Origin of the sequence: Oceanicella actignis (assembly GCF_900111545.1) — a bacterium.
GTDB classification, from domain to species: domain Bacteria; phylum Pseudomonadota; class Alphaproteobacteria; order Rhodobacterales; family Rhodobacteraceae; genus Oceanicella; species Oceanicella actignis.
The window spans coordinates 115,915-142,289 of sequence record NZ_FOHL01000001.1; the positions used below are offsets into that span (position 1 = coordinate 115,915).

Consider the following 26,375-nt stretch of genomic DNA (forward strand, 5'->3'; position numbering starts at 1 on the left):
CGTGCGCGGTCAAGAACATTAAGGGAACGTAAATCCGCCCGCCCGATCGCGCCCGGTCAGCCCACCGACAGAAGGCGGATCGCCTCGTCCCGCTCCATCAGATAGAGCAGCGTGCGCAGCGCCTCGCCGCGGGGGCCTTCGAGTGCCGGATCGACATGCACCGCCAGCCGCGCCTCGTCCTGCGCGGCCTTGAGCAGGTCGGCATGCGTTTCAAGGTCGGCGATGCGGAACCTGGGCAGACCCGACTGCTGCACGCCCAGCACGTCGCCCGCGCCGCGCAGGCGCAGATCCTCTTCGGCGATGCGAAAGCCGTCCTCGGTCTGGCGCATGATCTCGAGCCGCGCGCGCGCCGCCCCGCTCAGCGGCGGATCGTAAAGCAGCACGCAGGTCGATTCCTCGGCCCCGCGCCCCACCCGCCCGCGCAGCTGGTGCAGCTGCGCAAGGCCGAAGCGCTCGGCCTGCTCGATGATCATGATCGAGGCCTCGGGCACATCCACCCCCACCTCGATCACCGTGGTCGCGACCAGCACCTGGGCGCGGCCGGCGGCGAAATCGGCCATGGCTGCGTCGCGCTCTTCGGGCGGCATCTGGCCGTGGACCAGCGCCACGCCCGGGCCGATCTCCTCGCGCAGGGCGCGCCAGCGGCTTTCGGCGGCGGTCAGCGCGACCGCGTCGCTTTCCTCGACCAGCGGACAGACCCAGTAGGCGCGCCGCCCGCCCGCGACGGCCTGGCGCAGATGCGCGACCACCTCGTCCAGCCGGGCGGCGCTGACCAGCGCGGTGCGCACGGGCTTGCGCCCGGGCGGCTTCTCGTCCAGCACCGAGACGTCCATGTCGCCATAGCCCACCAGCGCCAGCGAGCGCGGAATGGGCGTTGCGGTCATGACCAGCACGTCGGCGCGGCGGCCCTTCTCGCCCAGCTCCATGCGCTGGCGCACGCCGAAGCGGTGCTGCTCGTCCACGATCGCAAGGCGCAGATCGGCGAAGGCCACGTCCTTCTGGAACAGCGCATGCGTGCCCAGAACGATCGGCGCGCCCTGTGCGATGGCGGCCAGCTTGCGCCGGCGCTCGGCGGCGCCGTCGCGGCCGGTCAGCAGAACCGGCTCGATCCCCGCCGCGCGCGCCAGGGGCGCGATGCTGGCCAGGTGCTGGCGGGCCAGGATCTCGGTCGGCGCCATGAGCGCGGCCTGCCCCCCCGCCTCGGCCGCGATCAGCATGGCCATGAGCGCGACCAGCGTCTTGCCCGCCCCCACGTCGCCCTGCAAGAGGCGGTTCATGCGCCGATCCGAGGCCATGTCGGCGGCGATCTCGTCGATCGCGCGCCGCTGCGCGCCGGTCAGGGCGAAGGGCAGCGCCGCAAGCGCCTTTTCGCGCAGCCGCCCATCGCCGCGGGTCGGCCTGCCCTTGCGCTTGCGGCGCGCGGCGCGGGCCAGCGCCAGGGTCAGCTGGTGCGAGAGCAGCTCGTCATAGGCAAGGCGCTCGCGCGCGCGGGCGGCGGCGCGGGCACGGTCGGTTCCGGGCGGCCCCGGGGCATGAGCGTCGGCCAGGGCCTGGCGCCATGCGGGCCAGCCGCGCGCGCGCATCGCCGCCGGGTCGAGCCATTCGGGCAGCTCGGGCGCCAGCGCCAGCGCCGCCTGCGCCGCGCGGCGCATCAGCCTTTGCCCCACGCCCTCGGTCAGCGGATAGACCGGCTCGAAGGTCGGCAGCGCGTCCGCCTCGTCCGGGGGCAGGACGTGGTCGGGATGGGGCATCTGGATGCGCTCGCCGAAGCGCTCGACGCGGCCCGAGACCAGCCGCCGCGCCCCTTCGGGCAGCAGCTTTTCCAGCCAGTCGCGGCGCGCGTGGAAATAGACCAGCTCGAAGCCGCGCCCCGCCGCGTCGCGCATGCGCACGCGGTGCGGGCGCCCGCGCGAGGCCGGCGGCAGGTGCGCCACGACCGTCGCCTCGAGCGTGACAACCTCGCCTTCGTCCGGGGCGCCCAGCTCGGGGCGCCGGCGGCGGTCGACGACGCCGTGCGGCAAGGTGAAGAGCATGTCGCGCGGACGCGTGAGTCCCGCCCGCGCCAGGGCCTTGGCGGTCTTGGGTCCGACGCCGTCGAGCCGCGTGACCTCGGAGAAGAGCGGGAACAGGATCTCGGGCCGGCCGCGAGCGCGGACGGGCTTCGCGGCCCCGGGCGGGGGCGCGGCCGGCCCCGAGGCGTCGGGCGGCGGGGACTCGGGGGGTGGGGATTCGGGGGGTGGGGATTCGGGGGGTGGCGCGTCGCTCATGGCCGCACTGTGCGCCAGCGCGGCGGGATTTTGAAGCGCCGCGACGCGCCCTGCGCCTGCCGCCGCGCATCGGCGCTGCGCGTCGGTCCAGGGGATCGACGCCGCGCGCCTGGTCCGGGCCGCGCCGCCCCGGGCGATTCGACGGAGCGCGGCCGTCCGGCGCGGCGGCGCGCCTTGCCCCATTGGTCCGCCGCGGCGCGCCGGCGCTGCGCATCGGCCCCGGGGATCGACGCCGCGCGCCTGGTCCGGGGCGCGCCGCCCCGGGCGACGCGAGGAACCGCGGCCAACCGGCGCGGCGGCGGCGCGCGGCCGAGCGCCCGGCGCGCATCGCTCGCGGCGCGTCGCGCCCGGCGATGCGCCCCCCGCATGCGTCAGCGCCGCGGCGCGCGCGGCGGCGGCTCGAGCACGGTCCATTCCCAGCCCCGGCGCTCGGCGAAGTCGATGGCCGCGTCGAGGTGGTCGAAGCGCAGCTCGAGCCCCGCCAGCGGGTCGTCCGAACTCAGCCAGCCCATCAAGGGCTCGCGCCGCGGCGCGCGGGTCGGTTCGAAGACCATGCGCCAACCCGCCCGCCGGGCCGCGGCGCGCCCGACGGAATCGGCGCGCAAGGGCGCGCGGCCGATCAGAACCCGCGGCGGCGGGCCGGCCAGCGGCAGGTTCGCGCCGGGCATCAGCGCCCGGGGCGCGCGGCCGCTGTTGGCGCCGCGATCGCCGGCCGGGTTGGCGCGAGGATTGGCGGCCGGGCGCGCCGGCGAGCTGGCGGAGAGGCTGCCGGGCGGAGCGGACCTTGTCGCCTGCGTCCGGCCGCCGCCGGGCGAGGGCAAGGGCGCGAAGACGGGGGCGGCGGGCGAGCTTGCGGGCGATGCGAAGGCCGGGTCGCGAACCCATTGCGCGCCGCCTTTCGCGCCCGCTTCGGCGCTCCCGATCGCCCCCTTGCGCGCAGGGCCCTGCGCGGCCCGGCCGGCGTCCCCGCCGGCGCCCCCGCCGGGGCCCGGACCGGGGCCGGGGCCGCCGCCCCGCGGCGGCGTTTCGTTGCGTGATGCGGTCATGGCGTTCTCCCTTGGCCGAGTTTCCCTTGGCCGACTTTCCTTGAACGCAAGCGCCCGCCGGCGCGGGGCCGGCGGGCGCGGGATCGGCGCCCCATCGGGGCGCAAGGCATGCGGAACGCCGGCCGCGCCAGGGCGGCCGGCGCGTGGCTCACTCGGCCGCCGGCTCGGCCGCGTCGCCCTTGCCGGCGTCGTCGGCCTTGGGCTCGGCCGCCTCGGCGGGGCGCTTCTCGAAGACGATCTTCTGCGCCTCGCCGTCCCAGCGCACGTTCACCGCGTCTCCCTCGCCGATCGCGCCGCCGAGCATCTCGCGCGCCAGCGCCGTTTCGAGCTCGGTGCGGATCAGGCGCCGCAGCTCGCGCGCGCCGAATTCGGGCCGGTAGCCCACGGCGGCGAAGTGCTCGAGCACCGAGGGATCGAAATGCAGATCCACCCCCTGCCCGTGCGCGGTGCGCCGCACCCGCTCGAGCTGCAGCTCGACGATGGCGCGGATCTCGGCCTTGCTCAGCGACTGGAAGACGATGATCTCGTCGATCCGGTTGATGAACTCGGGCCGGAAGTGGCCGCGCAGCACCTGCATCAGGTCGGCCTTGAGCTTGGCCGGGTCCTCGTCCTTGGTCCCGCGGGCCGTCAGGTTCCGCTGGATGATGTCGGCGCCCAGGTTCGAGGTCGCGATGATGATGGTGTTGGTGAAGTCCACCACGCGCCCCTTGCCGTCGGTCAGCCGGCCGTCGTCGAACACCTGCAGAAGGATGTTGTAGACGTCCGGGTGGGCCTTCTCGATCTCGTCAAGCAGGACCACCGAGTAGGGCCGGCGGCGGACCTTCTCGGTCAGCTGGCCGCCCTCCTCGTAGCCGACATAGCCCGGAGGCGCGCCCACCAGCCGCGCGACGGCGTGGCGCTCGCCATATTCGGACATGTCGATGCGCAGCAGCGCGTCCTCGTCGCCATAGACCACCTCGGCCAGGGCCTTGGCCAGCTCGGTCTTGCCGACGCCGGTCGGGCCCAGGAACAGGAAGGTGGCCACGGGGCGGTTGCCCTCGCGCAGGCCGGCGCGCGACAGGCGCACGGCGTCGGAGACGGCGCGGATGGCCTCCTCCTGACCGATGACGCGCTGGTGCAGGCGCTCTTCCATCTTGAGCAGCTTCTCGCGCTCTTCGGCGGTCAGCTCGGCCACGGGAATGCCCGTCAGCTTCGAGACCACCTGCGCCACATGCTCGGCGCGCACCTCGACGGCGCCCGACGCGCGGTCGCGCTTCCAGCTTTCGGTCAGCTCTTCAAGCTCGGCCTGACGCTCTTCGAGCTGCTTCTTGAGCTCGGCGGCCTTGTCGAACTGCTTGCGCGAGGCGGCGTAGTCCTGCTCGCGCTTGAGCTGCTCGACCTCGGCCTCCAGCTCCTGCACCTCGACCGGGCGCGCGGTGGCGCTGATCTTCACCCGCGCCGCCGCCTGGTCGATCAGGTCGATCGCCTTGTCGGGCAGGAAGCGCGCGGTGATGTAGCGGTCCGACAGCTCGGCCGCGGCGATGATCGCCTCGTCGGTGATCGTCACCTTGTGGTGCGCCTCGAGCGAGTCGCGCAGGCCGCGCAGGATCATGATGGTCTGCGCCACCGTCGGCTCGGGCACGAAGACCGGCTGGAAGCGGCGTTCGAGCGCGGCGTCCTTCTCGATGTATTTCTGATACTCGTTGAGCGTCGTCGCGCCGATCAGGTTCAGCTCGCCGCGCGCCAGCGCCGGCTTGAAGGTGTTGGCGATGTCGAGGCCGCCCTCGCCGCCGCCCTGGCCGGCGCCGACGATGGTGTGGATCTCGTCGATGAACAGGATCATGTCGTCCTGGTTCTCGGTGATCTCCTTGAGGATGCTCTGCACGCGCTCCTCGAACTCGCCGCGGTATTTCGAGCCGGCGACCATCGAGTTGATGTTCAGCTCGACCAGCCGCTTGTTCAGCAGCGACTCGGGCACCTCGCCGGCGACGATGCGCTGCGCCAGGCCCTCGACGATGGCCGTCTTGCCCACGCCGGGCTCGCCGATCAGAACGGGGTTGTTCTTCTTGCGGCGGGCCAGGACCTCGATCGTGGTCTCGATCTCGCGGGCGCGGCCGATGACGGGGTCAAGCTTGCCCTCGCGCGCCATCTTGGTCAGATCGCGCGAGAACTTGTCCAGCTCGGGCGTGTTGGAGGGCGGCTCGACGCGGCCCTCTTCGGCGCCGCGGCCCACGACCTTGGTGATCTTCTGGCGCAGAGCCTGCGGCGTCAGGCCGTAGCGCTTGAGCATGGTCGCCGCCAGGCCCTCGCCCTCTTCGGCCAGGCCGATGAGCAGGTGCTCGGGGCCGACATAGCTGTGGCCAAGCTCGGTCGAGGCGTTGAGCGCGCGCGAAAGCGCGTCCTTCAGGCGCGGCGACACGCCGATCTCGCCCTCGGCGCCCTTGGCGCCCTCGCCCTTGGGCGCTTCGCTTTCGATCTGGCGGCGCAGGTCGTCGGCCGAGATCTTGAACTGGTCGAAGATCGTGCGCACCACGTCCGAATTCGTCAGCGCGTGCAGAAGGTGCTCGGTGTCGACCTCGGAGCGGCCGAATTCCTGCGCCGTGCGCGCGGCTTCCTGCAGCAGCTTCTCGCCCTGCGAGCTGAGCCGGTCGGCGATGCCGCCGCCGCGGCGCGGGGCGCGGCCGGCGCGCGGCGCGACGCGGGGCGCCTCGGCCTCACCCTCATCGGCGCCCGGCAGGCCGCCGCCAAGACCGGCGCCGCGGCCCAGCGCGCCGCCCAGCAGGTCATCCGAGAACAGGCTGTCGCCGAAGAATTCGTCGAACAGGCTGCCATGGCGCCCGAACAGCGACTCGAGCGGCGAGCTGCTGCGGCCCTGCCGGCGCGCAAGCCGGCGGTAATCCTCGTCGCACAGCTCCATGACCTGGGTCTGTCCGTTGGTGGTGATGCGGGCGCGGACCGTCGCCGGTCGGACGCCGCAAACGTCGCAAATGCCTTTCGCCATCTTCTACTCCTCTTCCTTCTTTCTTCTCTTTCGTTCCGTCCTCCGGCGCGGGCGCTGGCCCGAACCGGCGTTTCCTTCCCGGCGCGAAGGGAACCCCCCGCGCGGGCGTCTTCTTGCGGCGCGCCCCATGCATGACACCATGCGCCGGGCGCGCCATTGACCTGCATCAACCCCCGGCGGCGACGCTCGGGGCCGGCGCCGCGGGGCGCACCTGCCGGGCGATCCGCTCGAGCGCCTCGCCCGCCAGCGTCTCGCGCTCGAGCAGCTCGGCGGCCGAGCGCAGGAGCAGATCGCGGTTGGCTTCGAGCACGGCGCGCGCGCGCGCATAGGCCGCGTCGATCACCTCGCGCACGGCCTGGTCGATGCGCCGCGCGGTCTCCTCGGAGTAGCGGCGGGTCATCCAGCCCTCGCCCGAGGGGCCGAGAAAGCCCTGCTTCTCGCTGTCGTAGCTGACATGACCCAGCTCGGGGATCATGCCGTAGCGCGCGGCCATGGCGCGAGCCACGTCGGTGGCCTTGGCCAGATCGTCGGCCGCGCCGGTGGACAGGTGCCCGAACACGATCGCCTCGGCCGCGCGCCCGCCCAGAAGAACGGCGATCTTGCCCTCGAGCTCTTCGCGGGTCATCAGGAAGCGGTCCTCGGTCGGGCGCTGGATGGTGTAGCCCAGCGCGCCCACGCCGCGCGGAATGATCGAGACCTTGTGCACCGGATCGGCGCCGGGCGTGGCCATGGCGACCAGGGCGTGACCCATCTCGTGATGGGCGACGACGCGGCGCTCGGTCTCGTTGAGCAGGCGGTTGCGCTTTTCAAGCCCGGCGACGATGCGCTCGACCGCGTTGGTGAAATCCTCCATCGTCACGGCCTCGGCCTTGCGGCGCGTGGCCAGCAGCGCGGCCTCGTTCACCAGGTTCGCCAGATCGGCGCCCGAGAAGCCGGGCGTCAGCGCGGCGATCTTCTCGGGGTCGGCGTCGGGCGCCAGGCGCACCTTCTTCATGTGCACCTTCAGGATCGCCACGCGGCCGGCCTTGTCGGGCTTGTCGACCAGAACCTGGCGGTCGAACCGGCCCGCGCGCAGCAGCGCGGGGTCGAGGATCTCGGGGCGGTTGGTCGCGGCCAGCAGCACGATGCCCGCCGAGGGGTCGAAGCCGTCCATCTCGGTCAGCAGCTGGTTGAGCGTCTGCTCGCGCTCGTCATTGCCGCCGGGCAGACCGGGCGCGTTGCGCGCGCGGCCCAGCGCGTCCAGCTCGTCGATGAAGATGATCGCCGGGGCGTTCTTGCGCGCCTGCTCGAACAGGTCGCGCACGCGCGCCGCGCCCACGCCGACGAACATCTCGACGAACTCCGAGCCCGAGATCGAGAAGAACGTCACCCCCGCCTCGCCGGCGACGGCGCGCGCCAGCAGCGTCTTGCCGGTGCCGGGCGGGCCGACCAGCAGCACCCCCTTGGGGATGCGCGCGCCAAGGCGGCCGTATTCGGCGGGATTGCGCAGGAATTCGACGACCTCCTGCAGCTCCTGCTTGGCCTCGTCCACGCCGGCGACGTCGTCGAAGGTGACGCCGGTCTGTTTCTCGACATAGACCTTCGCGCGCGAACGCCCGACCGACATGAAGCCGCCAAGGCCCTGCTTCTCGGCGATCTTGCGGAAGAAGACCATCCACAGGCCGAAGAAGACCAGCGCCGGCACGACCCATGACAGCAGCGTGGTCAGGAAGGTGTTCTCGGGCCGGCCGGTGAACTCGACGCCCTTGCCCTCGAGACGAGCGACGATGGCCGGATCGACCAGCGTCGTCACGAAGCGCGAGCGCCCCTCGACGGGGTGCGCGAACTCGCCCGTGATGGTCTGCGAGCCGATGACCGCGCGCTTGATCAGCCCCTGATCGACGTATTCCTCGAACTTGCTGTAGGGAATGGGCGCGACCTCGCGCGCGCCGGCGATGAAGTCCTGGATGAACGCCACCGCCAGGAAGGCGAAGGCGAAATACCAGATGTTGAGCGCCGTCTTCCTGTCCATCAGCGAACCCCTCCTGCACGCGCCCCTCGCGCGGCCTCACCTATCCGAGGCTTCTCAGTAACATACACAAGACCTCCGAGCGATGTTTCGCCACGCAGACGCCCGTCCCGAAATCGCGCGGCGCCGAGGGCCGGCGCAGCGTTCGCCTCTGGCACGCGGCGCCCCTTGAACGGGGCGCGAAGCGTTCCTTTATCTGCCTCAGAACGCCCGAACGGGGTTCGACAGCAGACGGCTGATCCGGCGCAGGGCGCGGATCGGCGGCGGCCGGCCAGGCAATGGAGGCCGCCCGAACGGTCGTTTCCACGCGCCGCGCGTTGTGCCGGCGCAACGGCGCGCCGCGCCGTAGGACGCAGCCGACGTCTCCCCTCGGGCCGCCAGGCTCTCCGCCCTCGGACGAGCGTATGGGAACAAGGAGGAGATGACCATGCTGCATCCCGCATCCGGCTTGATGACGATCGATCCCTTCGCCCTGATGCGCCGCGTCGCGCGCGACATGGACGACGTCATGCGCCGCGTCGCCCCCGCCGCCTTCCCGCCGGTGAACGTCTGGCAGAACGCCGACGCCGCGGTGGTGACGGCCGAGCTTCCGGGCGTCGAACCCGGCGACATCGAGATCACCGTCAAGGACAACGTTCTGACCCTGCGCGGCGAGCGCAAGGCGCCCGAAGCCGCCGAAGGCGCCGTCTGGCGCCTGCGCGAGCGCGGCTTCGGCCAGTTCGCGCGCGCGATCCGCCTGCCCTTCCGCGCCGATCCCGACAAGGTCGAGGCGCGCTTCAAGGACGGCGTGCTGCGCATCGCGATCCAGCGCCCCGAGGCCGACAAGCCCCGCCGCATCGAGATCAAGGCTTCCTGAGCGAGGAGGACGCGCCATGACCAACGAGATCAACGCCAACGTCGCGCCCGTCGAAAGCGGCCAGACCGCCCGCGGCGCCATCGTCTACCGCCCGCTGACCGACATCGTCGAGGCCGAGGGCGGGCTGACCCTGATGATGGAGATGCCCGGCGTCGCGCCCGAGGATGTCGAGATCTCGGTCGATCGCGGCGTGCTGGTGGTGCGCGGACGCAACCGCCCGGCCCAGCCCGAGAACTTTGCGCTGGCCTGGTCCGAATACGCCGAAGGCGACTACGAGCGCGCCTTCTCGCTCTCCGAGGATCTCGACCCCGACGGCATCGAGGCCCGCATGCGCGCCGGCGTGCTGACGCTGACCATCCCGCGCGCCAAGGCGGCCCTGCCGCGCCGCATCGAGGTCAAGCCCGAGTGACGCGCGCCTGAACCGCCCGCGCCCCGCCCCGGGGCGCGGCCCCGACCGACCAACCGACCAACCGACCAACCCGAAGGAGGAGCGCCATGCAGATCAAGGACATCATCCCCTGGGCGCGCAAGGACGGCGCCCCCGAAGACGCCGGCGACGCGCGCGCCGAACACCCCGTCGCCAAGCTTCAGCACGAGGTCGAGAAGGCCTTCCAGAACTTCTGGTCGCGGCTCGAATCCATGACCGACGGCATCCACCTGCCCTGGGGCGGCCCGCGCTCGGACATGGTCGAGGTCGAGAACGCCATCGAGGTCTCGATCGAGCTGCCGGGCATGGAGATGAAGGACGTCGAGGTCTCCATCTCGGACGACGTGCTGACCGTCAAGGGCGAGAAGCGCATCGAGCGCCAGGAAGAGAAGAAGGGCTACTTCCTGTCCGAGCGCACCTACGGCGCCATCTACCGCACCATCCCGCTGCCTCCGGGCGTGCAGGGCGACAAGGCCGAGGCGACCTTCCGCAACGGCGTTCTGACCATCCGCATTCCCGTCGACGCCGAGGCGCGCAGCAAGGCCCGCCGCATCGAGGTCAAGGAAGGCTGAGCCCACGGGGCGCAAAAGGAGAGCAGACCATGACCGACAACGCGAAACGACCCGCGGCGCGCCTGCGCCGCGCCCTTGCCGGCGGCGTGGCGGCGCTGGCGCTGGGCTTCGGCCTGGCCGCCATGGCCGATGAGGCGCCCGCCGCCGACCCGCGCGCCGGCGCGGTCCGGCAGGGCGTGAACGACGCCGCGCAGGGGCGCGTCGACGCCGCCTCCGAAACCCTGATCCGGGAAGCGGTCGATGCGCTCGAGCGCACGCAGGCCGCGCTCGACGCGCTCGAGAAGGGCGAGCGTCAGGCCGCGCTCGACGCGCTGGCCGCGGCGACCGGCAAGCTCGAGACCGTCATCGCCCGCGATCCCAAGCTGGCGCTGGCGCCGGTGGACGTGCAGCTTCTGCGCATCGAGTTCCCCGGCGACGCCGAAACCGTCGAAGCCTATGGCGAACAGATCGACGACCTGACCGACGAGGGCCGCTATCAGGAGGCCCGCGCCCTGATCCGCGATTTCGGCTCCGAGCTGGTGGTGCGCACGGTCAACCTGCCGCTGGCGACCTATCCCGACGCGCTGCTCGAAGCCGCGCGCCTGATCCATGAGGGCAAGGACAAGGAGGCCCTGGCCGCGCTGGAAGGCGCGCTGAGCGCGCAGGTGATCGTCGACCAGGCCATCCCGCTGCCGCCCCTGCGCGCCGAGCTGATGATCCGCCAGGCCCAGAAGCTGCTCGAGCAGGGCGACGGCAAGGCGGCGCAGGGCGATCGGGACGCGGCCGCCAAGGCGCCCACGGCGGCCGAATATCTGGCCGCGGCGCGGCGCGAGCTGAAGCTGGCGCAGGCCTTCGGCTACGGGCGCAAGAGCGACTACAAGGAGCTGCACGAAGCGCTCGACGAGCTCGAGGAAAAGGTCGCCGCGCATGAGGATGCCGGCGGGCTGTTCAAGGCCATGGCCGACAAGTTCGCCGCCCTGCGCGACCGCCTTCTGGGCGCGGCGCGGGACGAGGCGCGCCCCGAGCCGGACAAGGGCGACAAGGCCGAGTGAGGGCGCGCCGTCATGGCGCGCAATGACGGGGGCCTTTGACGGTGGCCGGGCGCTGCGCCCGGCCCCTTTCGCGCGCCGACCCCTCATGCGGCCCCGGCCGGTTCCCGCGGCCCGCGCCCGGGCGAAATCCGCGCCCGATGGCGATCTTGCCGGCCTCGGCCCCTCTCCGCGCTCGGGCGGCCCGCCGATCCGGCCCAGGCGCGCGGAACGCGCCGCGCCACCCCCCGCCCGCGCCGCGTCAGCGCACCGGCGCGGCGTCCTCGATCCGCAGCTTGGGCTTGCGGCGGCCGCCCCAGTCGTCGATCTCGAGCCGGCCGGCGACATGCGCCGGCGCCCCCGACAGCCCGGACAGGAACGGCCCCAGCGGCCCGTCGAAGGCGCGAAAGGCGATCGCGTCCAGCCGCGCGCCGCCGGGCCCGCGCAAGGTCGCGCGCAAATGCCCCTCGCCCACCGTCTTGACGAAGGCGGCCTCGACCGCCGGAAAGGCGAAGCGCGGCGCCGGCGCGCCCTGACCAAAGGGCCCGGCGCGCTCGAGCGTCTCGATCAGCTCGACCGTCGCGCCGCCGGGCGTCAGGGCGCCGTCCAGCCGCAGATCGCGCGGCCCCTGCGCGCCCGCGCCCTGGCGGGCCAGCTTTTCCGACAGGCGCGCCATCGCCTCGTCCAGCCGCTCTTCGCGCACCGTCAGGCCCGCGGCCATGCGGTGACCGCCGCCCTTGACCAGCAGCCCCTCGCGCGCCAGCGCCGCCACCGCCGAGCCCAGATCCACCCCCGCGACCGACCGCCCCGACCCGGCGCCGACGCCCTCGGCCAGGCCGATCACCACGGCGGGGCGGTTGTAGCGCTCCTTGAGCCGGGCGGCGACGATGCCCAGAACGCCCGGATGCCAGCCCTGCCCGGCCGCCCAGGCAAGCGGCCCGTCGACCCCGCGCGCCTCGGCCTGCTCGGCCGCGGCTTCGAGCACCTGCGCCTCGATCGCGCGCCGCTCGGCGTTCAGCGCCTCGAGCCGGGCGGCCAGCGCCTCGGCCTCGTGCGGATCGTCGGTGCTCAGCAGCCGCGCGCCCAGATCCGAGGCCCCGATGCGCCCGCCCGCATTGATGCGCGGCCCCAGCACATAGCCCAGATGATAGGCGCCGGGCGGCGCGTTCAGCCGCGCCGCATCGGCCAGCGCCGCCAGGCCCGGCTTGCCGCGCCGGGCCATCACCGCCAGCCCCTGGCGCACCAGCGCGCGGTTCCAGCCGATCAGCGGGGCCACGTCGGCCACCGTGGCCAGCGCCGCCAGGTCCACCAGCTGCATCAGATCGGGCAGCTTCTTCGCCCCGCGCCCGCGCAGCGCCCGGTTGGCCGCGATCAGCAGCAGAAAGGCCACCCCCGCCGCGCACAGATGGCCCAGCGCCCCGTCCTCGTCCTGGCGGTTGGGATTGACCACGGCCAGCGCGGGGGGCAGCGTCTCGGCGGCCAGGTGGTGATCGACCACCATCACCTGCGCGCCCTTCGCGACGGCGGCGGCGATGGGCTCGTGCGAAAGGGTGCCGCAATCGAGGCAGACGATCAGCGAATGGCGCTCGGCCAACTGCGTCATGGCCGGAACGTTCGGGCCGTATCCCTCGTCGATGCGGTCGGGAATGTAGACGGTCGACTCGACCCCCAGCGCCCGCAGCCAGCGCGCCACCATGGCCGAAGAGGCCGCCCCGTCCACGTCGTAATCGCCGAACAGGGCCACGCGCTCGCGCCGTTCGACCGCATCGGCCAGGCGCTCGGCCGCCAGGTCCATGTCGCGCAGCGTCGAGGGATCGGGCGTCAGGTCGCGCAGCCGCGGCTCGAGCCATGCGGCGGCCTCTTCGGGCGGCACGCCGCGCGCGGCCAGCACGCGCGCCACCGCGTCGGGCAGCCCCGCGCGCTGCGAGATGGCTTCGCTCATGCGCTCGACCTCGGGACCGGGCCCGACCCAGCGCCGCCCCGTGATCGAGGATTCGACGGAAAGAAACGCCTTGTTCATGCGCCCCTGTTAACGCGCCCGCGCGCGCGATGCGACCCGCGCCTTGCATCTTGATCTTCGCGCGCGGGAATGTATTCTGCGCGCCAAGGTCGCGGCCCCGCGCTGGGGCGGCGGCGCTTTTTTGCATGAACAGCAGAGGACGCGAAAGCCATAGCGCGCAGACCGCACAACGCCCCTCCGACCCGCGAGACGGGACCCCGCGTGAATCACAAGATCCGGGTCCCCGAGATTCGCCTCATCGACCACGAAGGCGAGAACCGCGGCGTCGTGACGCCCGAAGAGGCGATCCGCATGGCGCAGGAGGTGGGGCTCGACCTGGTCGAGATCTCCCCGAACGCCTCGCCGCCCGTGTGCAAGATCATGGACTTCGGCAAGTTCAAGTATGAACAGCAGAAAAAGGCCGCCGAAGCCCGCAAGAAGCAGAAGATCATCGAGATCAAGGAGGTCAAGTTCCGCCCGAACATCGACACGCATGACTATGACGTGAAGATGCGGAACGTGCGCCGTTTTCTCGAGGAAGGCGACAAGGTGAAGGTCACCCTGCGCTTCCGCGGACGCGAGATGGCACATCAGGAGCTTGGCCGCGCCCTGCTCGAACGCATCGCCAAGGATGTGGAGGAGCTGGGCAAGGTCGAATCGATGCCCAAGATGGAAGGGCGTCAGATGATCATGGTCATCGGACCGCTCAAGCACTGACCCGCGCGCCCCGTCCCGCCGGACGGGGCGTCGCCTTTTGCGCCGCGCGGCCGCCGCGGGTTGGCAAGCGCCGCGCGCGCGGCCTATGCTCGGCGCCATGACCGACGCGCCCGAATCTTCCCTCGATCCCGCACTGCGCCAATGGCACGACATGGGCGGCCTGCCCGCCGGCCCCGTGGACCCGGCCGAGCATGACTACGCCCTTTGGGAAAAGCGCGTGGACGCGCTCATGGTCCTGACCACCGGCAAGGGGCTGTTCACCGTCGACGGCCTGCGCCGCGTGCTCGAGGACATGGGCGAGGAATCCTTCGCGGCCATGACCTATTACGAGCGCTGGATCCACGCGGTGAACCGCAACCTGATCGAAGCCGGCGCCTACACGACCGAAGAGCTTGCGCGCAAGCTTGCCGAGGTGCGCGCGCGCGGCGAGGACTACGGCGCCTGCTCGCTGGATCGCGGCGATGGCTGAGCGGGTGCGGGTGCGCGCCTGGGCGCCGCCGGGCCTGCATGTGCGCACGCCCTGGTATCTGCGCGGCCGCGTGGGCGAGATCGAGCGCGAGCTGGGCCTGTTCGCCAATCCCGAGCAGCTGGCCTACGGCCTGCCGGCGCGCAAGCTGCGCCTTTATCGCGTGCGCTTCACCATGGCCGAGCTGTGGGGGCCGCGCGCCGAACGCCCCGACGACGTGCTCGAGGCCGAGATCTTCGAACACTGGCTGGAGCCGCTTGACGATGCCTCATGACCACCCGCACGAGCATCTGAGCCCCTCGGGGCACCCCTATCGCCCCGATCAGGACGGCCCGCTGACGGCGGCGCAGGCGCTCGAGATCGCGGTGCGCGAGCTGCTGATCGAAAAGGGCGTGCTGACCGCGCGCGAGATCGCCGACGCCATCGCCCGCATGGACGCGCGCTCGCCCGCGGCGGGGGCGCGCGTGGTGGCGCGCGCCTGGACCGATCCGGCCTTCAAGGCGCGGCTTCTGGCCGACGCCTCGGCCGCTGCGCGCGAGATGGGCTGCGACATCGACGCGCTGCGCCTGATCGCGGTCGAGAACGACGAGACCACCCACAACGTCGTCGTCTGCACGCTGTGCTCGTGCTATCCGCGCAACCTGCTCGGCCTGCCGCCCGACTGGTACAAGCAGCGCGCCTACCGCTCGCGCGTGGTGGCCGAGCCGCGCAAGGTGCTGGCCGAGTTCGGCCTCGAGCTGCCGGCGCATGTCCGCATCCGCGTCCACGATTCGACCGCCGACATGCGCTATTTCGTGCTGCCCGCCCGCCCCGCCGGAACCGAGGGCTGGGACGAAGAGCGCCTGGCCGCCCTGGTCACGCGCGACTGCATGATCGGCGTCGCCGTCCCCCAGGCGCAGAAATGACCCACCCGCGCCCCGCCATGCGCCCCGAGGCGCTGGGCATGCTGCTGATGGTCGCTGCGGTGTTCGCGTTCAGCTGCATGGACGCGGTGGCCAAGGGGCTGGCGCAGCGCTACGACCCGCTTCAGGTGGTCTGGGCGCGCTACGCCAGCCAGACCGTATGGGCCTTCGTCCTGCTGGCCCCGCGGCTGCCGCAGCTTCTGCCCACGCGCCGGCCCATGCTGCATGCGCTGCGCTCGGTGCTGCTGTTCGGCGCCACGGCCTGCTTCTTCGCCGCCTTTGCGCACATGCAGCTTGCCGAGGCGACGGCGATCTTCGAGATCGCGCCGCTGCTCATCACCGCGCTGGCCTTCTTCATCCTGCGCGAGCATGTCGGCCCGCGGCGCTGGGCGGGCGTGGCGGCGGGGTTCTGCGGCGCGCTCATCATCATCCGCCCGGGGCTCGAGGTGTTCTCGCCCGCGGCGCTTCTGCCCATGGCGGCGGCGCTGTGCTTTGCGGGCTACTCGATCGCCACGCGCTGGCTGAGCGACGACGAAAGCCCGTGGACCGCGTTCCTTTACACCGGCCTGTTCGGCGCGCTGGTCTCGTCGCTGGCCATGCCGTTCGCGTGGACGACGCCAAGCCTGGCGGACGCGCTCGTCATGTCCGCCTTCGGCCTGTTGGGCGGCGCCGGCCACCTGGCCATCATCCACGCGCTGCGCCGGGCCGAGGCCTCGGTCATCGCGCCGCTCAGCTATTGCGGGCTGGTGTTCAACACGCTGTGGGGCTTCGCCTTCTACGCCGAGATCCCCGACCTGTGGACCGTGGTCGGCGCGCTTGTGATCGTCGGCGCCGGCCTCTATGTGTGGTGGCGCGAGCGGCGGCGCGCCGGCGCCTGACCCGCTCGGCCCGACCCGGAGAGCAGGCCGTGCCCGCCCAGACCCGCGACATTCCGCCTGCGCGACGCGCGGCATTCGCGCTCGAGACCGCCGGCGTGCGGCTCTTGCAGGCGTTGACGCGGCCGGGGCCGCTCGACGCCACGCGCAACGCGGCCGGGCGCGCGGGCGCGGCGCTGATCCCGCTGCTGGCGCCGGCGCGCAAGCGCGCCTACGCCAACATGGCCCTTGTCCGGCCCGATTGGGACGAGGCCCGCCGGCGCGAGGTGCTGCGCGCCATGGGCGACAACCTGGCGCGGCTGAGCGTCGAGCACCTGCGCATGGCCGAGCTGGCCGCCCGCCCCGAGCTGTTCGAGGTCTCGGGCGCCGAGCATCTGACGCGCGCCGCCCGGGCGGGGCGCGGCGTGGTTCTGGTCAGCGCGCATTTCGGCAATTGGGAGGCGATCCGCCTCGCGGCCCGCCGCCTTGGCGCGCCCTCGGCGCTGATCTACCGGGCGTTCAACAATCCCTCGGTCGACAGGATCGTGCAAGGCATGGTCCGCGAGGCCGGCGAGCCGGTCCTGCACAAGGGGCGGGCGGGCTCGCGCGCGCTTCTGCGCCATGTGGCGCAAGGCGGGGCGGCGCTGATCCTGGTGGACCAGCGCCAGACGGGCGCGCCGCTTCTGCCCTTTCTGGGGCGCGAGGCGGAAACCGCGCTGGCCGCCGCCGAGCTGGCGCGCCGCTTCGGCGCCGCGCTGATCCCTGCGCGCGGGCGCCGGCGAGCCGACGGGCTCGGCTTCGACGTCGCCTTCGAAGAGCCCGTCCCCCATGGCGCCCCCGAGGCGATGATGGCCGAGGTCAACGCCCGCATCTCGGACTGGATCCTGCGCGATCCGGGGCAATGGTTCTGGCTTCACCGGCGCTGGAAGCTGCGCCCGCGCGGCGAGGCGCTGCGCGCCGCGGCGCGCCGGGGCGGCGGCGCGGGCGGCTGAGCGCTCAGAAGTCCAGCTTCGCCGCGCCCAGGATCGGGCCGGCCTCGCCCTCCTGCACCAGGACCGCGACGCCCTCGGCGCCCATGGGCACGGGCGCGCGGAAAACGCGCGGCTCCGCGCCGTTCCACGAGCCAAGGCGCATCCAGCTGCGGACCACGTTGCGATAGACGGCGACGCGCCCGGCGTTCTCGCCCGCCCCGATGGCCACCGGCGGCGGGTTGTCATAGGCCGCGGCCCAGATGACGCAGGCGCGCGGGCCGCCCCCCTCGGGCGGCGCCACGGCGACCTCGAGCGCGCCGTCGGCCGCGCGCAGCGTCACCCGCGCGCCGGGCGGGCGGCGGCTTTCGGCCGCGACGGCGGCCAGCACCTTGTCGCGCCGGCTGCCGACCAGCTGCTCGCGCCCCTGAACCACCATCTGCGGCGTGAACAGCGAGCGCGCGCCGGCGACGTCGCGATAGGCCTTCTGACGGAGCGTATGCTCGGGGCGGGCGAACTGGTCGCGCCAGCCCAGATAGTCCCAGTAATCGACATGCAGCGAAAGCGCGATCACGTCCGGCCGCTCGGCCAGCTCGGCCAGAAGCGCGTCGGCCGGCGGACACGAGGCGCAGCCCTGGCTGGTGAACAGCTCGACCACCACCGGCGTCTGGGCGCGCAGCGGCGCCGCGCCCGGCGCCGCGGCGAAGGAAAGGGCCAGCAGAAGAAGGCGGCGAAGAAAAGGTCCGGTCATGGGGCGTCCTGCGAGGCCCGCGCGCCGGGCCGGTTGCATGCTTTGGCCCAAAGCCTAGCGCGGCGGCGCGGCGCGGGCGAGTCACCCTTGCGCGAGGACGGCCTTGCGCGGGCGAAAGCGCGGCCGGTGATCGCACGGGCGTGGGCGGACCCCTGCGCGCAAGCGTCAGGACGGAGCCGAAACGAAGGGCGGGCAAGGGCGCGGGGGGCGAGGAGCCGCGGCGCGGCCCTGCGAAACGGCGCGGCTCGGGGGCGCGAAAGCCCGCCCTGCCCTGCGCCCCGCGGATGCGCCGGGCGGCGGCGCGCCGCCCGGCCCGGCGGCGTTCAGTGGAGCGTCAGCTCGGTCCCCACCAGCCGCACCTCGCGCGCGCCAAGCAGGCGGCAATGGCACACGCGCACCGAATGAAGCGGACCTTCGAGCTCGCGCTGCCAGAATTCCAGGAACTTGCGCAGGCGCGGGAAGCGCGGCGCCTCGTCATAGTCCTGCCAGAGATAGGTCTGCAGAATTCCGTGCGCGTCGGGAAGGTGATAGGTGATCTCCGCCGTGGCCAGGGAGTATCCCTCAAGCTGCTTGCGGAAGTCCGCGTCGATTCGGGTCATGGCTGTGTTCCGTGGTCGATTCTCCTGCTCGTTTGCGCGGCGGCGCGGCGTGCGTTCCGGCACGGACCCGCGTCGCGGCGGTAGGATCATTGAGCCACGTCTTGGTTAACCAATCCATACCCAAATTGCGCCGTTCCTGAGGATGTGATCGCCCCGCAACGCCCGCAAACGCGAACGGCCGCCCCCGAAGGGGCGGCCGCGCCGGACGTCGGTTGCGCCGCAGCGGTCAGGAGGCCCTGGCCAGCCCGCGCAGCACGTAGTGCAGCACGCCGCCGTTGCGCACGTAGTCGATCTCGACTTCGGTGTCGATGCGGCAGCGCAGGTCGAACTCCTCGGTCGAGCCGTCGGGCCGGCCGATCACGCCCTTGACCGTCTGCTGCGGGCGCAGATCGCCCGCCAGGCCGCGGATCGAGATGGTCTCGTCGCCCGTCAGGCCCAGCGACTTGCGGTTCTGGCCGTTCATGAACTCGAAGGGAATGACGCCCATCCCCACCAGGTTCGAACGGTGGATGCGCTCGAAGCTTTCGGCGATGACCGCCTTGACGCCCAGAAGCGCCGTGCCCTTGGCCGCCCAGTCGCGCGACGACCCCGCGCCATACTGCTCGCCGGCGATCACGACCAGCGGCACGCCGCGCTCCTTCCACGCCATGGCGGCGTCGAAGATCGGCACGACCTGCCCGTCCGGCCCCTTGGTGAAGCCGCCCTCGACGCCCGTCAGCATCTCGTTGCGGATGCGGATGTTGGCGAAGGTGCCGCGCATCATCACCTCGTGATTGCCGCGGCGCGAGCCGTAGGAGTTGAAGTCGCGCGGCTGCACGCCCCGCTCGAGCAGATACTTGCCGGCGGGGGTGTCGGGCTTGAACGAGCCGGCGGGCGAGATGTGGTCGGTGGTGACCATGTCGCCCAGGATCGCCAGGATGCGCGCGCCCTCGACGTCCGAGATCACGCCCGGCTCGGGGCTCATGCCCTGGAAGTAGGGAGGATTGCGGATGTAGGTCGACTCGGGCGGCCAGTCATAGGTCAGGCTGTCGGTGGTCTGGACGCTCTGCCACTTCTCGTCGCCCTTGAAGACGTCGGCGTATTTCTTCTGGAACGCCTCGCGGGTGACGGTCTTCTCGACCAGCTCGGCGATCTCCTGCGTGCTGGGCCAGATGTCCTTGAGGTAGACGGGCTTGCCCTCGGGATCATGGCCGATGGGATCGCGGGTCAGGTCCACGTTCATGTCGCCGGCGATGGCGTAGGCCACCACCAGCGGCGGCGAGGCCAGGTAGTTGGCGCGCACGTCGGGGCTGATGCGGCCCTCGAAGTTGCGGTTGCCCGACAGCACCGACACCGCCATCAGCTCGCCCTCGGCGATGGCCTCGCTCAGCTCGGGCGCGATGGGGCCCGAGTTGCCGATGCAGGTGGTGCAGCCATAGCCGACCAGGTTGAAGCCCAGCGCGTCCAGATCCTGCTGCAGGCCGGCGGCCTCGAGATACTCGGACACCACCTGACTGCCCGGCGCCAGCGAGGTCTTGACCCAGGGCTTGCGCGTCAGCCCCCGCTCGCGCGCCTTGCGCGCGACGAGGCCGGCGCCGATCATCACATAGGGGTTCGAGGTGTTGGTGCACGAGGTGATCGAGGCGATCACGATCGAGCCGTCGCGCAGCGCATAGTCCTGCCCCTTGACCGGCTGGGACTTGCGCGGGTCGATGACCGCGGGCGCGCCGCCGGCCGGCCCCTCGGCGGCCATGTCCTTGGCCGGAAGCGACATGTCCACGCCGCGATAGTCGGCGACGACCTGCAGGAACTCTTCGGCCGCGCGGTCGAGCGGGACGTAGTCCTGCGGGCGCTTGGGACCCGAGATGGCGGGCACGATCTCGGACATGTCCAGATGCAGCGTGTCGGTGTAGACCGGGCGGTAGTCGGGGCCGCGCCACAGGCCGTTTTCCTTGGCGTAGGCCTCGACCAGGGCGATGCGCTCTTCCGAACGGCCGGTCACGCGCAGATAGCGCAGCGTCTCGTCGTCGATGGGGAAGAAGCCGCAGGTGGCGCCGTATTCGGGAGCCATGTTGGCGATGGTGGCGCGGTCGGCCAGCGGCAGGCGATCGAGCCCCTCGCCGAAGAACTCGACGAACTTGCCCACCACGCCCTTGTCGCGCAGCATCTTGACGACCTTGAGCACCAGGTCGGTGGCGGTGGCGCCCTCGACCATCTCGCCGGTCAGCTCGAAGCCGACGACCTCGGGGATCAGCATCGAGATGGGCTGGCCCAGCATGGCCGCCTCGGCCTCGATGCCGCCCACGCCCCAGCCCAGAACGGCAAGGCCGTTGATCATGGTGGTGTGGCTGTCGGTGCCGACCAGCGTGTCGGGATAGGCCACCTCGACGCCGTTCTGGTCGGTGTCGGTCCACACGGTCTGGGCCAGGTATTCGAGGTTCACCTGGTGGCAGATGCCGGTGCCCGGCGGCACGACGCGGAAGTTGTCGAACGCCTTCTGGCCCCATTTGAGGAAGGTGTAGCGCTCGATGTTGCGCTCGTATTCGCGCTCGACGTTCACGCGGAAGGCGCGGGGGTTGCCGAACTCGTCGATCATGACCGAGTGGTCGATGACCAGATCGACCGGGTTGAGCGGGTTGATCTTCTTGGGATCGCCGCCGAGCGCCACGATGCCGTCGCGCATGGCGGCCAGGTCGACCACGGCCGGAACGCCGGTGAAGTCCTGCATCAGCACGCGCGCGGGGCGGTAGGCGATCTCGCGCGGGTTGCGGCCGCCATTGGTCGCCCACTCGGCGAAGGCCTTGATGTCGTCCACCGAGACGGTGCGCCCGCCATCCTCGAAGCGCAGCATGTTCTCGAGCACGACCTTGAGCGAGGCCGGCAGCCTGGAGAAGTCGCCCAGCCCCGCCTCCTGCGCGGCCGGGATCGAGTAGTAGGCCAGGGTCTTGCCGCCGGAGGCGATCTCGCGGCGGGTCCGGGCGGTGTCTTGTCCGACTTGAATCGTCACGTCAGTCTCCCCTTGACGTCATGGCGCGGCGCGCCGGCTGCGGGGGCTCGGGGCGGGGCGCAAGGCCCTTGCCGCGGGCGGAAGGTCGGGGCCTGTTCTACAGGCAATCCCCTGGCGCCTCAATACGCCCGCGCGGCGATGTGTGCAAGTGTATGCAAACGTATGCGCACCCGCCGCGCGCCCTCGCTCCCCCAACGCGCCCGGCGGCGCGGCGCCCGCTCGGTCCCGGCGCCGCCCCCCGCATCGCTCCCCGTCGCCCCAGCGTCGCCCCCGGCCGCGTCCCCGCCAGGCGCAGCCCGCCCAACGCGCCCGGAAGCTCCCTTGGTCGCGCACCCGCCCCTGGCGGCGCGATCGCCCGCACCGTCCGGCGCCGCCCCCGCCTCGCCCCCGGCCGCGTCCCCGCCGGGCGCCGCCCGCGCAACGCGCCCGGGGCTCCCTTGTCGCGCACCTGCCGCCCGGCAGCGCGATCGCCCGCACCGCCCAGTCCGCATCCCCGGCCGCATCCCCGGGCCAGCGCCGGGCCGCCAGGCGCCCGGGGCGCCGTCGTCCCGCACCCGCCTCCCGGCGACGCGATCGCCCGCGCGTCCCCGGGGCGGCCCAGCGCCGCCCCCCTCGGGCCGCCGCCCCCCAATGCGCACCCGGCGCGCCCGCGACGCGCCGCGCCCTTTGCTCGGCGGCGGCGGGCGGCTATGACCGGGGAACAAGGAGTTCGCCATGCCCGTCCCGCCTCCCTTTCCGCCCGTCGACGCTCCGCTCGAGCTGCACGGCCTGGCCTGCCGCCGCGCCGGGCGGCTGGTGTTCAAAGACGTCAGCCTGCGCGTCGCGCCGGGTCAGGCGGCGGTGCTGCGCGGGCCGAACGGGGCGGGCAAGTCCTCGCTCATCCGCATCCTGGCGGGGCTGCTGCCGCCGGCGGCGGGCGATGCGCGCATGGGCGCGCTGTCGCTGCGCGCCGACCCCGAGGGCTGGCGCGCGCGCGTGGCGCTGGCGGGGCATCTGGACGCGGTCAAGCCGGCGCTGAGCGTGCGCCAGAACCTGCTGACATGGGCGCGCCTGTTCGGCCTGCGCGGAGCGGCGGCGCGCGCGGCGGCCGACGGCGCGCTCGAGCGTTTCGACCTGGCGCGGCTGGCCGACGAGCCGGCGCATTACTGCTCGGCCGGGCAGAAGCGGCGGCTGGGGCTGGCGCGGCTTCTGGTGGCGCGCCGCCCGCTCTGGCTGCTGGACGAGCCGACGGTCTCGCTCGATGCGCGAAGCGCCGCAGAATTCGCCCGCGCCGTGGCCGAGCATTGCGCCGCCGGCGGGCTGGCCGTGGCCGCCACGCATGTCGAGATGGGGCTGCCCGACGGCCCCGTGGCGGTGATCGCCCCGCATGCCCCCGGCGGCGGCGAGGGGCCCGACGCGGGCGCGGCGGGCGACGATCCGTTTCTGACCGGAGCATGGGAATGAGCGTTTTCCTGGCGTTGATCCGGCGCGACGTGACCCTGGCGCTGCGCATCGGCGGCGGCGGGCTGCTGGGGGCGACCTTCTTCCTGATCGTGGTGCTTCTGATGCCGCTGGGCGTCGGCCCCGACCCGGCGGGGCTGGCGCGAATCGCGCCGGGGGTGCTGTGGGCGGCGGCGCTGCTGGCCTGCCTGCTGTCGCTCGACCGACTGCTGCAAGCCGATCACGAGGACGGATCGCTCGATCAGCTGGCGCTGGCGCCGCTGCCGCTGGAGGCGGCCGTTCTGGCCAAGGCGACGGCGCATTGGCTGACCACCGCGACGCCGCTGATCGCGGTCGCGCCGGCGCTTGCGCTGACGCTGAACCTGCCCGCGCCGGCCTATGGCGCGCTGATCGCGGGGCTGGTCATCGGCACGCCCGCGCTCAGCCTGATCGGGGCGGTGGGCGCGGCGCTGACGGTGGGGGTGCGGCGCGGCGGCCTGCTGCTGTCGGTGCTGGTGCTGCCGCTTTACGTTCCCACGCTGATCTTCGGCGCGCGGGCGGCCGATCAGGCGGCGCACGGCCTGCCTGCGGGCCCGTCCCTGCTGTTCCTGGGCGCGGTGACGCTGCTGGCGCTGGCGATCTCGCCCTTCGCCGCCGCCGCCGCGATCCGGGTCAACCTGCGCTAGCGGCCCCGATCGACCGGCGCGCGCGCCCGATGCGCCTGCGCCGCGCCATGGGCCGTCGGGGCGCCGTTCCGCGGGCGGCGAGATGGGCGGGCGCCGCGGCCCTGCCAGCCCTCCACCGCGCGTGCAGCGCGAAGCGGACATGGGGCCAAACGGACGCGGGGTGAAGCGGACACGGGCGAAACCGAGATGGGCGAAACCGAGTCGGGCGAAACCGAGTCGGGCCGAAGCGGCCGCCAAGGCAAAGGGCCACGGGGTCAAGCGGGCATGGGGAGAAGCGGACACGGGGGCCAAGACGCAGTCAAGGGGGCGCCCGGCCAAACGGACGCCGCGCCAAGCGGACACGGACCGAACGGACGCCGGGCCAAGCGGACGCCGGGCCAAGCGGACGCGGGGCCAAGGCGGCGATGGGTGCGAGCGGAGAACGGCGGCGCGCTTCGGAGCATTCGCGCCGATGACGGGGGCCGCCATGGCCGGCGGATCGACTGGGGCCATGCCCTCGACGGCCTGCGGGCGTCGCCGGGCGGCGGCGCGGAACCCCGCCCGCTTCGCCCCCTCGCCGCGTCAGGGGGCGTAGGTTTCGTCCAGCGCGTAGCCGGCCGAGCGCACCGTGCGGATCGGGTCGCGCTCGCCCCGCCGGTTCAGCGCCTTGCGCAGGCGGCCCACATGCACGTCGACGGTGCGCGGCTCGACATACACGTCGCGCCCCCACACCAGGTCCAGAAGCTGCTCGCGCGAGAAGACACGCCCCGGGCGCTGCAACAGCACGTCCAGCAGACGGAACTCGGTCGGCCCAAGCCGCACCTCGCGCCCGGCGCGGCGCACGCGGCGGGTGTCGCGGTCCAGCTCGATGTCGCCGAAGCGCGCCGCCGATCCGGCCACCGCCGGGCGCGCGCGCCGCAGCACGGCGCGGATGCGCGCGACGAGCTCGGTCATCGAGAAGGGCTTGGTCATGTAGTCGTCCGCCCCCAGCTCGAGCCCGCGCACGCGGTCCTCTTCCTCGCCGCGGGCGGTCAGCATGATCACGGGCATGTCGCGCAGCTGCGCCCGGGCGCGGATGGCGCGGCAGATCTCGACGCCCGAGACGTTGGGCAGCATCCAGTCGAGCAGGACCAGATCGGGGCGCTCGTCCTCGATGGCGGGCAGGGCCTCGTCGCCGTCCGAGACGACCGAGACCGCGAACCCCTCCTTGCGCAGGTTGTATTCGAGCAGGGCGCAAAGCGCCTCTTCATCCTCGACCAGCATGATCCGGGCGGACATGGCGGCTCCTGTCTTGCAAGGCGCGGGGCGGTCAGCCGGTTGGCGCGTCCGAGGCCGGGCCGCGCGGACGCTCGCCGTCCAGCGGCTCGCCCTCGACGACGTAATAGGCCAGCTCGGCGACATGGGTGGCGTGATCGCCCACGCGCTCGAGGTTCTTGGCGATGAACATGCAGTGCGAGCCAAGCGTGATGGTGCGCGGGTCCTCCATCATGTAGGTGACCACCTCGCGAAAGAGCGACTCGTAAAGCTCGTCGATCTCGACGTCGCGGCGCCACACGCTCAGCGCCAGCTCGGAATCGCGCGAGACGAAGGCGTCGAGCGCCTCGGACAGCTGGCGGCGCGCCGCCTCGCCCATGCGCGCGATCGAGCCCATCATCGGCAGCGGCCCCGCCGCCGCCAGGTCGATGCCGCGCTTGGCCACGTTCTTGGCCAGATCGCCCACCCGCTCGAGCGTCGAGGACATGCGCATGCACGCCACCACCAGCCGCAGGTCGAAGGCCACGGGGGCGCGCAGGGCGATGATGCGGATGGCCCGCGCCTCGATCTCGGCCTCGAGCTCGTCAAGCCGCTTGTCGCGCGCCACCACCTCGCGGCACCGCTCGACGTCGCGCTTGCGCAGGGCCTCGATCGCGTCGGCCAGCATGGCCTCGGCCAGGCCGCCCATCTCGGCGACGCGGGCCTGAAGGGCGGCCAGGTCCTCGTCGTAGGAGGAGACGATGTGCGCGCTCTTGGGATCGGAACCGGTCATGTCTTGCGCTCCTTGCGCGGGGGCTCAGCCGAACCGCCCGGTGATGTAGTCCTGCGTGCGCTGGTCGGACGGGTTGGTGAAGATGCGCGTGGTGTCGTCGTATTCCACCATGGTTCCCATGTGGAAGAAGGCGGTCTTCTGGCTGACGCGCGCGGCCTGCTGCATCGAGTGGGTGACGATCACCACCGAGAAGCCCTCGCGCAGCTCTTCGATCAGCTCCTCGATCTGGGCGGTGGCGATGGGATCGAGCGCCGAGCACGGCTCGTCCATCAGCAGCACCTCGGGCTGCGTGGCGATGGCGCGGGCGATGCACAGACGCTGCTGCTGGCCGCCCGACAGGCCCGTGCCGGGGGCGTCGAGGCGGTCCTTGACCTCGTTCCACAGCGCCGCCTTGCGCAGCGCCTCCTCGACGATGGCGTCCAGCTCGGCCTTGCCCGCCGCCAGCCCGTGGATGCGGGGGCCGTAGGCGACGTTGTCGTAGATCGACTTGGGAAAGGGGTTGGGCTTCTGGAACACCATCCCCACCCGCGCGCGCAGCTGCACCGGATCGACCGCGGGGGCGTAGATGTCCTCGCCGTCGAGCAGCAGCGTGCCGGTCACGCGGCAGCCCTCGATCGTGTCGTTCATGCGGTTGATGCAGCGCAGGAAGGTCGACTTGCCGCAGCCCGACGGCCCGATGAAGGCGGTCACGGACTTGTCGGCGATGTCGAGCGACACGTCCTTGATGGCGTGGGTCTGGCCGTAGAACACGTTGACGTTCCGGGCGCTGACCTTGACCTCGGCGTTGTCTGCGGCGTCCTGAAGGCGCGGAAGGATCATGCGCTGACGCTCCTTTTCCATGCGGCGCGCGCCGGGCGGGC

The 26,375-nt window shown here is 72.5% G+C and carries 23 protein-coding genes; 12 read left to right on the forward strand and 11 right to left on the reverse strand.

Annotated features, from left to right (window positions below):
- Window positions 1–56: 56 nt before the first annotated feature.
- The 4 genes from recG to ftsH all read right to left on the reverse strand — a co-directional run bounded on the left by recG (window position 57) and on the right by ftsH (window position 8,304).
- Entirely contained in the window at window positions 57–2,267 is a 2,211-nt protein-coding gene (gene recG, locus BMW67_RS00575; protein WP_083581198.1) for an ATP-dependent DNA helicase RecG, read from the reverse strand.
- Window positions 2,268–2,638: 371 nt separating this feature from the next.
- Window positions 2,639–2,935: an NADH dehydrogenase ubiquinone Fe-S protein 4 gene (locus BMW67_RS15310; protein ID WP_125458998.1), complete on the reverse strand. Its 297-nt coding sequence runs from the start codon at window positions 2,933–2,935 to the stop codon at window positions 2,639–2,641.
- Window positions 2,936–3,461: 526 nt separating this feature from the next.
- On the reverse strand, window positions 3,462–6,293 hold the full coding sequence (locus BMW67_RS00585; RefSeq protein ID WP_072746711.1) for an ATP-dependent Clp protease ATP-binding subunit: 2,832 nt from the start codon (window positions 6,291–6,293) through the stop codon (window positions 3,462–3,464).
- A 166-nt stretch (window positions 6,294–6,459) separates the two neighbouring features.
- Window positions 6,460–8,304, reverse strand: a complete 1,845-nt coding sequence (gene ftsH / locus BMW67_RS00590; RefSeq protein ID WP_072746712.1) for an ATP-dependent zinc metalloprotease FtsH — start codon at window positions 8,302–8,304, stop codon at window positions 6,460–6,462.
- 418 nt (window positions 8,305–8,722) lie between these two features.
- Between ftsH and BMW67_RS00595 the strand changes: the two genes are divergently transcribed.
- The 4 genes from BMW67_RS00595 (at window position 8,723) to BMW67_RS00610 (ending at window position 11,187) form a co-directional block, all read left to right on the forward strand.
- Entirely contained in the window at window positions 8,723–9,157 is a 435-nt protein-coding gene (locus tag BMW67_RS00595) for an Hsp20/alpha crystallin family protein (RefSeq protein ID WP_245728415.1), read from the forward strand.
- 16 nt (window positions 9,158–9,173) lie between these two features.
- Entirely contained in the window at window positions 9,174–9,566 is a 393-nt protein-coding gene (locus BMW67_RS00600) for an Hsp20/alpha crystallin family protein (protein WP_072746713.1), read from the forward strand.
- Between the two features lie 86 nt (window positions 9,567–9,652).
- Window positions 9,653–10,156, forward strand: coding sequence for an Hsp20/alpha crystallin family protein (locus BMW67_RS00605; RefSeq protein WP_072746714.1), 504 nt, complete (start codon window positions 9,653–9,655; stop codon window positions 10,154–10,156).
- A gap of 29 nt (window positions 10,157–10,185) precedes the next feature.
- The gene (locus BMW67_RS00610) at window positions 10,186–11,187 is read left to right on the forward strand and encodes a YfdX family protein (RefSeq protein ID WP_072746715.1); all 1,002 of its coding nucleotides are present in this window, start codon (window positions 10,186–10,188) and stop codon (window positions 11,185–11,187) included.
- A 238-nt stretch (window positions 11,188–11,425) separates the two neighbouring features.
- On the opposite strand, the gene recJ is transcribed toward BMW67_RS00610, so the two are convergent.
- Window positions 11,426–13,183 (reverse strand): single-stranded-DNA-specific exonuclease RecJ, encoded by a 1,758-nt coding sequence (gene recJ, locus BMW67_RS00615; RefSeq protein WP_072746716.1) that lies wholly within the window; start codon window positions 13,181–13,183, stop codon window positions 11,426–11,428.
- Between the two features lie 201 nt (window positions 13,184–13,384).
- On the opposite strand from recJ, the gene infC reads away from it, so the two are divergent.
- The 6 genes from infC (at window position 13,385) to BMW67_RS00645 (ending at window position 17,093) form a co-directional block, all read left to right on the forward strand.
- Window positions 13,385–13,879: a translation initiation factor IF-3 gene (gene infC, locus BMW67_RS00620; protein WP_245728416.1), complete on the forward strand. Its 495-nt coding sequence runs from the start codon at window positions 13,385–13,387 to the stop codon at window positions 13,877–13,879.
- Between the two features lie 97 nt (window positions 13,880–13,976).
- Window positions 13,977–14,348 carry an SH3-like domain-containing protein gene (locus BMW67_RS16210; RefSeq protein WP_072746943.1) on the forward strand — a complete coding sequence of 124 codons (372 nt, stop codon included), beginning with the start codon at window positions 13,977–13,979 and terminating at the stop codon, window positions 14,346–14,348.
- Window positions 14,341–14,619, forward strand: coding sequence for an SH3-like domain-containing protein (locus tag BMW67_RS16215; RefSeq protein WP_072746718.1), 279 nt, complete (start codon window positions 14,341–14,343; stop codon window positions 14,617–14,619). Before BMW67_RS16210 ends, BMW67_RS16215 begins: the two co-directional genes overlap by 8 nt.
- Window positions 14,609–15,250, forward strand: coding sequence for a nitrile hydratase subunit alpha (nthA, locus tag BMW67_RS00635; RefSeq protein ID WP_072746719.1), 642 nt, complete (start codon window positions 14,609–14,611; stop codon window positions 15,248–15,250). The genes BMW67_RS16215 and nthA overlap by 11 nt, the downstream gene beginning before the upstream one ends.
- Window positions 15,247–16,125 (forward strand): DMT family transporter, encoded by an 879-nt coding sequence (locus BMW67_RS00640; RefSeq protein ID WP_245728417.1) that lies wholly within the window; start codon window positions 15,247–15,249, stop codon window positions 16,123–16,125. The genes nthA and BMW67_RS00640 overlap by 4 nt, the downstream gene beginning before the upstream one ends.
- A 29-nt stretch (window positions 16,126–16,154) precedes the next feature.
- Window positions 16,155–17,093 carry a lysophospholipid acyltransferase family protein gene (locus BMW67_RS00645; RefSeq protein WP_170258817.1) on the forward strand — a complete coding sequence of 313 codons (939 nt, stop codon included), beginning with the start codon at window positions 16,155–16,157 and terminating at the stop codon, window positions 17,091–17,093.
- A 4-nt stretch (window positions 17,094–17,097) separates the two neighbouring features.
- Here the strand turns inward: BMW67_RS00645 and BMW67_RS00650 are convergent, their stop codons facing one another.
- The 3 genes from BMW67_RS00650 to acnA all read right to left on the reverse strand — a co-directional run bounded on the left by BMW67_RS00650 (window position 17,098) and on the right by acnA (window position 21,405).
- Window positions 17,098–17,820, reverse strand: a complete 723-nt coding sequence (locus tag BMW67_RS00650) for a DUF1223 domain-containing protein (RefSeq protein ID WP_072746721.1) — start codon at window positions 17,818–17,820, stop codon at window positions 17,098–17,100.
- Between the two features lie 323 nt (window positions 17,821–18,143).
- Window positions 18,144–18,419: an usg protein gene (locus tag BMW67_RS00655; RefSeq protein ID WP_072746722.1), complete on the reverse strand. Its 276-nt coding sequence runs from the start codon at window positions 18,417–18,419 to the stop codon at window positions 18,144–18,146.
- A gap of 226 nt (window positions 18,420–18,645) precedes the next feature.
- Window positions 18,646–21,405, reverse strand: a complete 2,760-nt coding sequence (gene acnA / locus BMW67_RS00660) for an aconitate hydratase AcnA (RefSeq protein ID WP_072746723.1) — start codon at window positions 21,403–21,405, stop codon at window positions 18,646–18,648.
- Window positions 21,406–22,119: 714 nt separating this feature from the next.
- On the opposite strand from acnA, the gene ccmA reads away from it, so the two are divergent.
- Window positions 22,120–22,848: a heme ABC exporter ATP-binding protein CcmA gene (gene ccmA / locus BMW67_RS00665; RefSeq protein WP_072746724.1), complete on the forward strand. Its 729-nt coding sequence runs from the start codon at window positions 22,120–22,122 to the stop codon at window positions 22,846–22,848.
- The gene (gene ccmB / locus BMW67_RS00670) at window positions 22,845–23,510 is read left to right on the forward strand and encodes a heme exporter protein CcmB (protein ID WP_072746725.1); all 666 of its coding nucleotides are present in this window, start codon (window positions 22,845–22,847) and stop codon (window positions 23,508–23,510) included. Before ccmA ends, ccmB begins: the two co-directional genes overlap by 4 nt.
- A gap of 561 nt (window positions 23,511–24,071) precedes the next feature.
- On the opposite strand, the gene phoB is transcribed toward ccmB, so the two are convergent.
- The 3 genes from phoB to pstB are packed head-to-tail and all read right to left on the reverse strand — an operon-like array spanning window position 24,072 to window position 26,334.
- Entirely contained in the window at window positions 24,072–24,767 is a 696-nt protein-coding gene (gene phoB, locus BMW67_RS00675) for a phosphate regulon transcriptional regulator PhoB (RefSeq protein WP_072746726.1), read from the reverse strand.
- Between the two features lie 31 nt (window positions 24,768–24,798).
- Window positions 24,799–25,515, reverse strand: coding sequence for a phosphate signaling complex protein PhoU (phoU, locus tag BMW67_RS00680; RefSeq protein ID WP_072746727.1), 717 nt, complete (start codon window positions 25,513–25,515; stop codon window positions 24,799–24,801).
- A gap of 24 nt (window positions 25,516–25,539) precedes the next feature.
- Window positions 25,540–26,334 carry a phosphate ABC transporter ATP-binding protein PstB gene (gene pstB, locus BMW67_RS00685; RefSeq protein WP_072746728.1) on the reverse strand — a complete coding sequence of 265 codons (795 nt, stop codon included), beginning with the start codon at window positions 26,332–26,334 and terminating at the stop codon, window positions 25,540–25,542.
- Window positions 26,335–26,375: the final 41 nt, after the last annotated feature.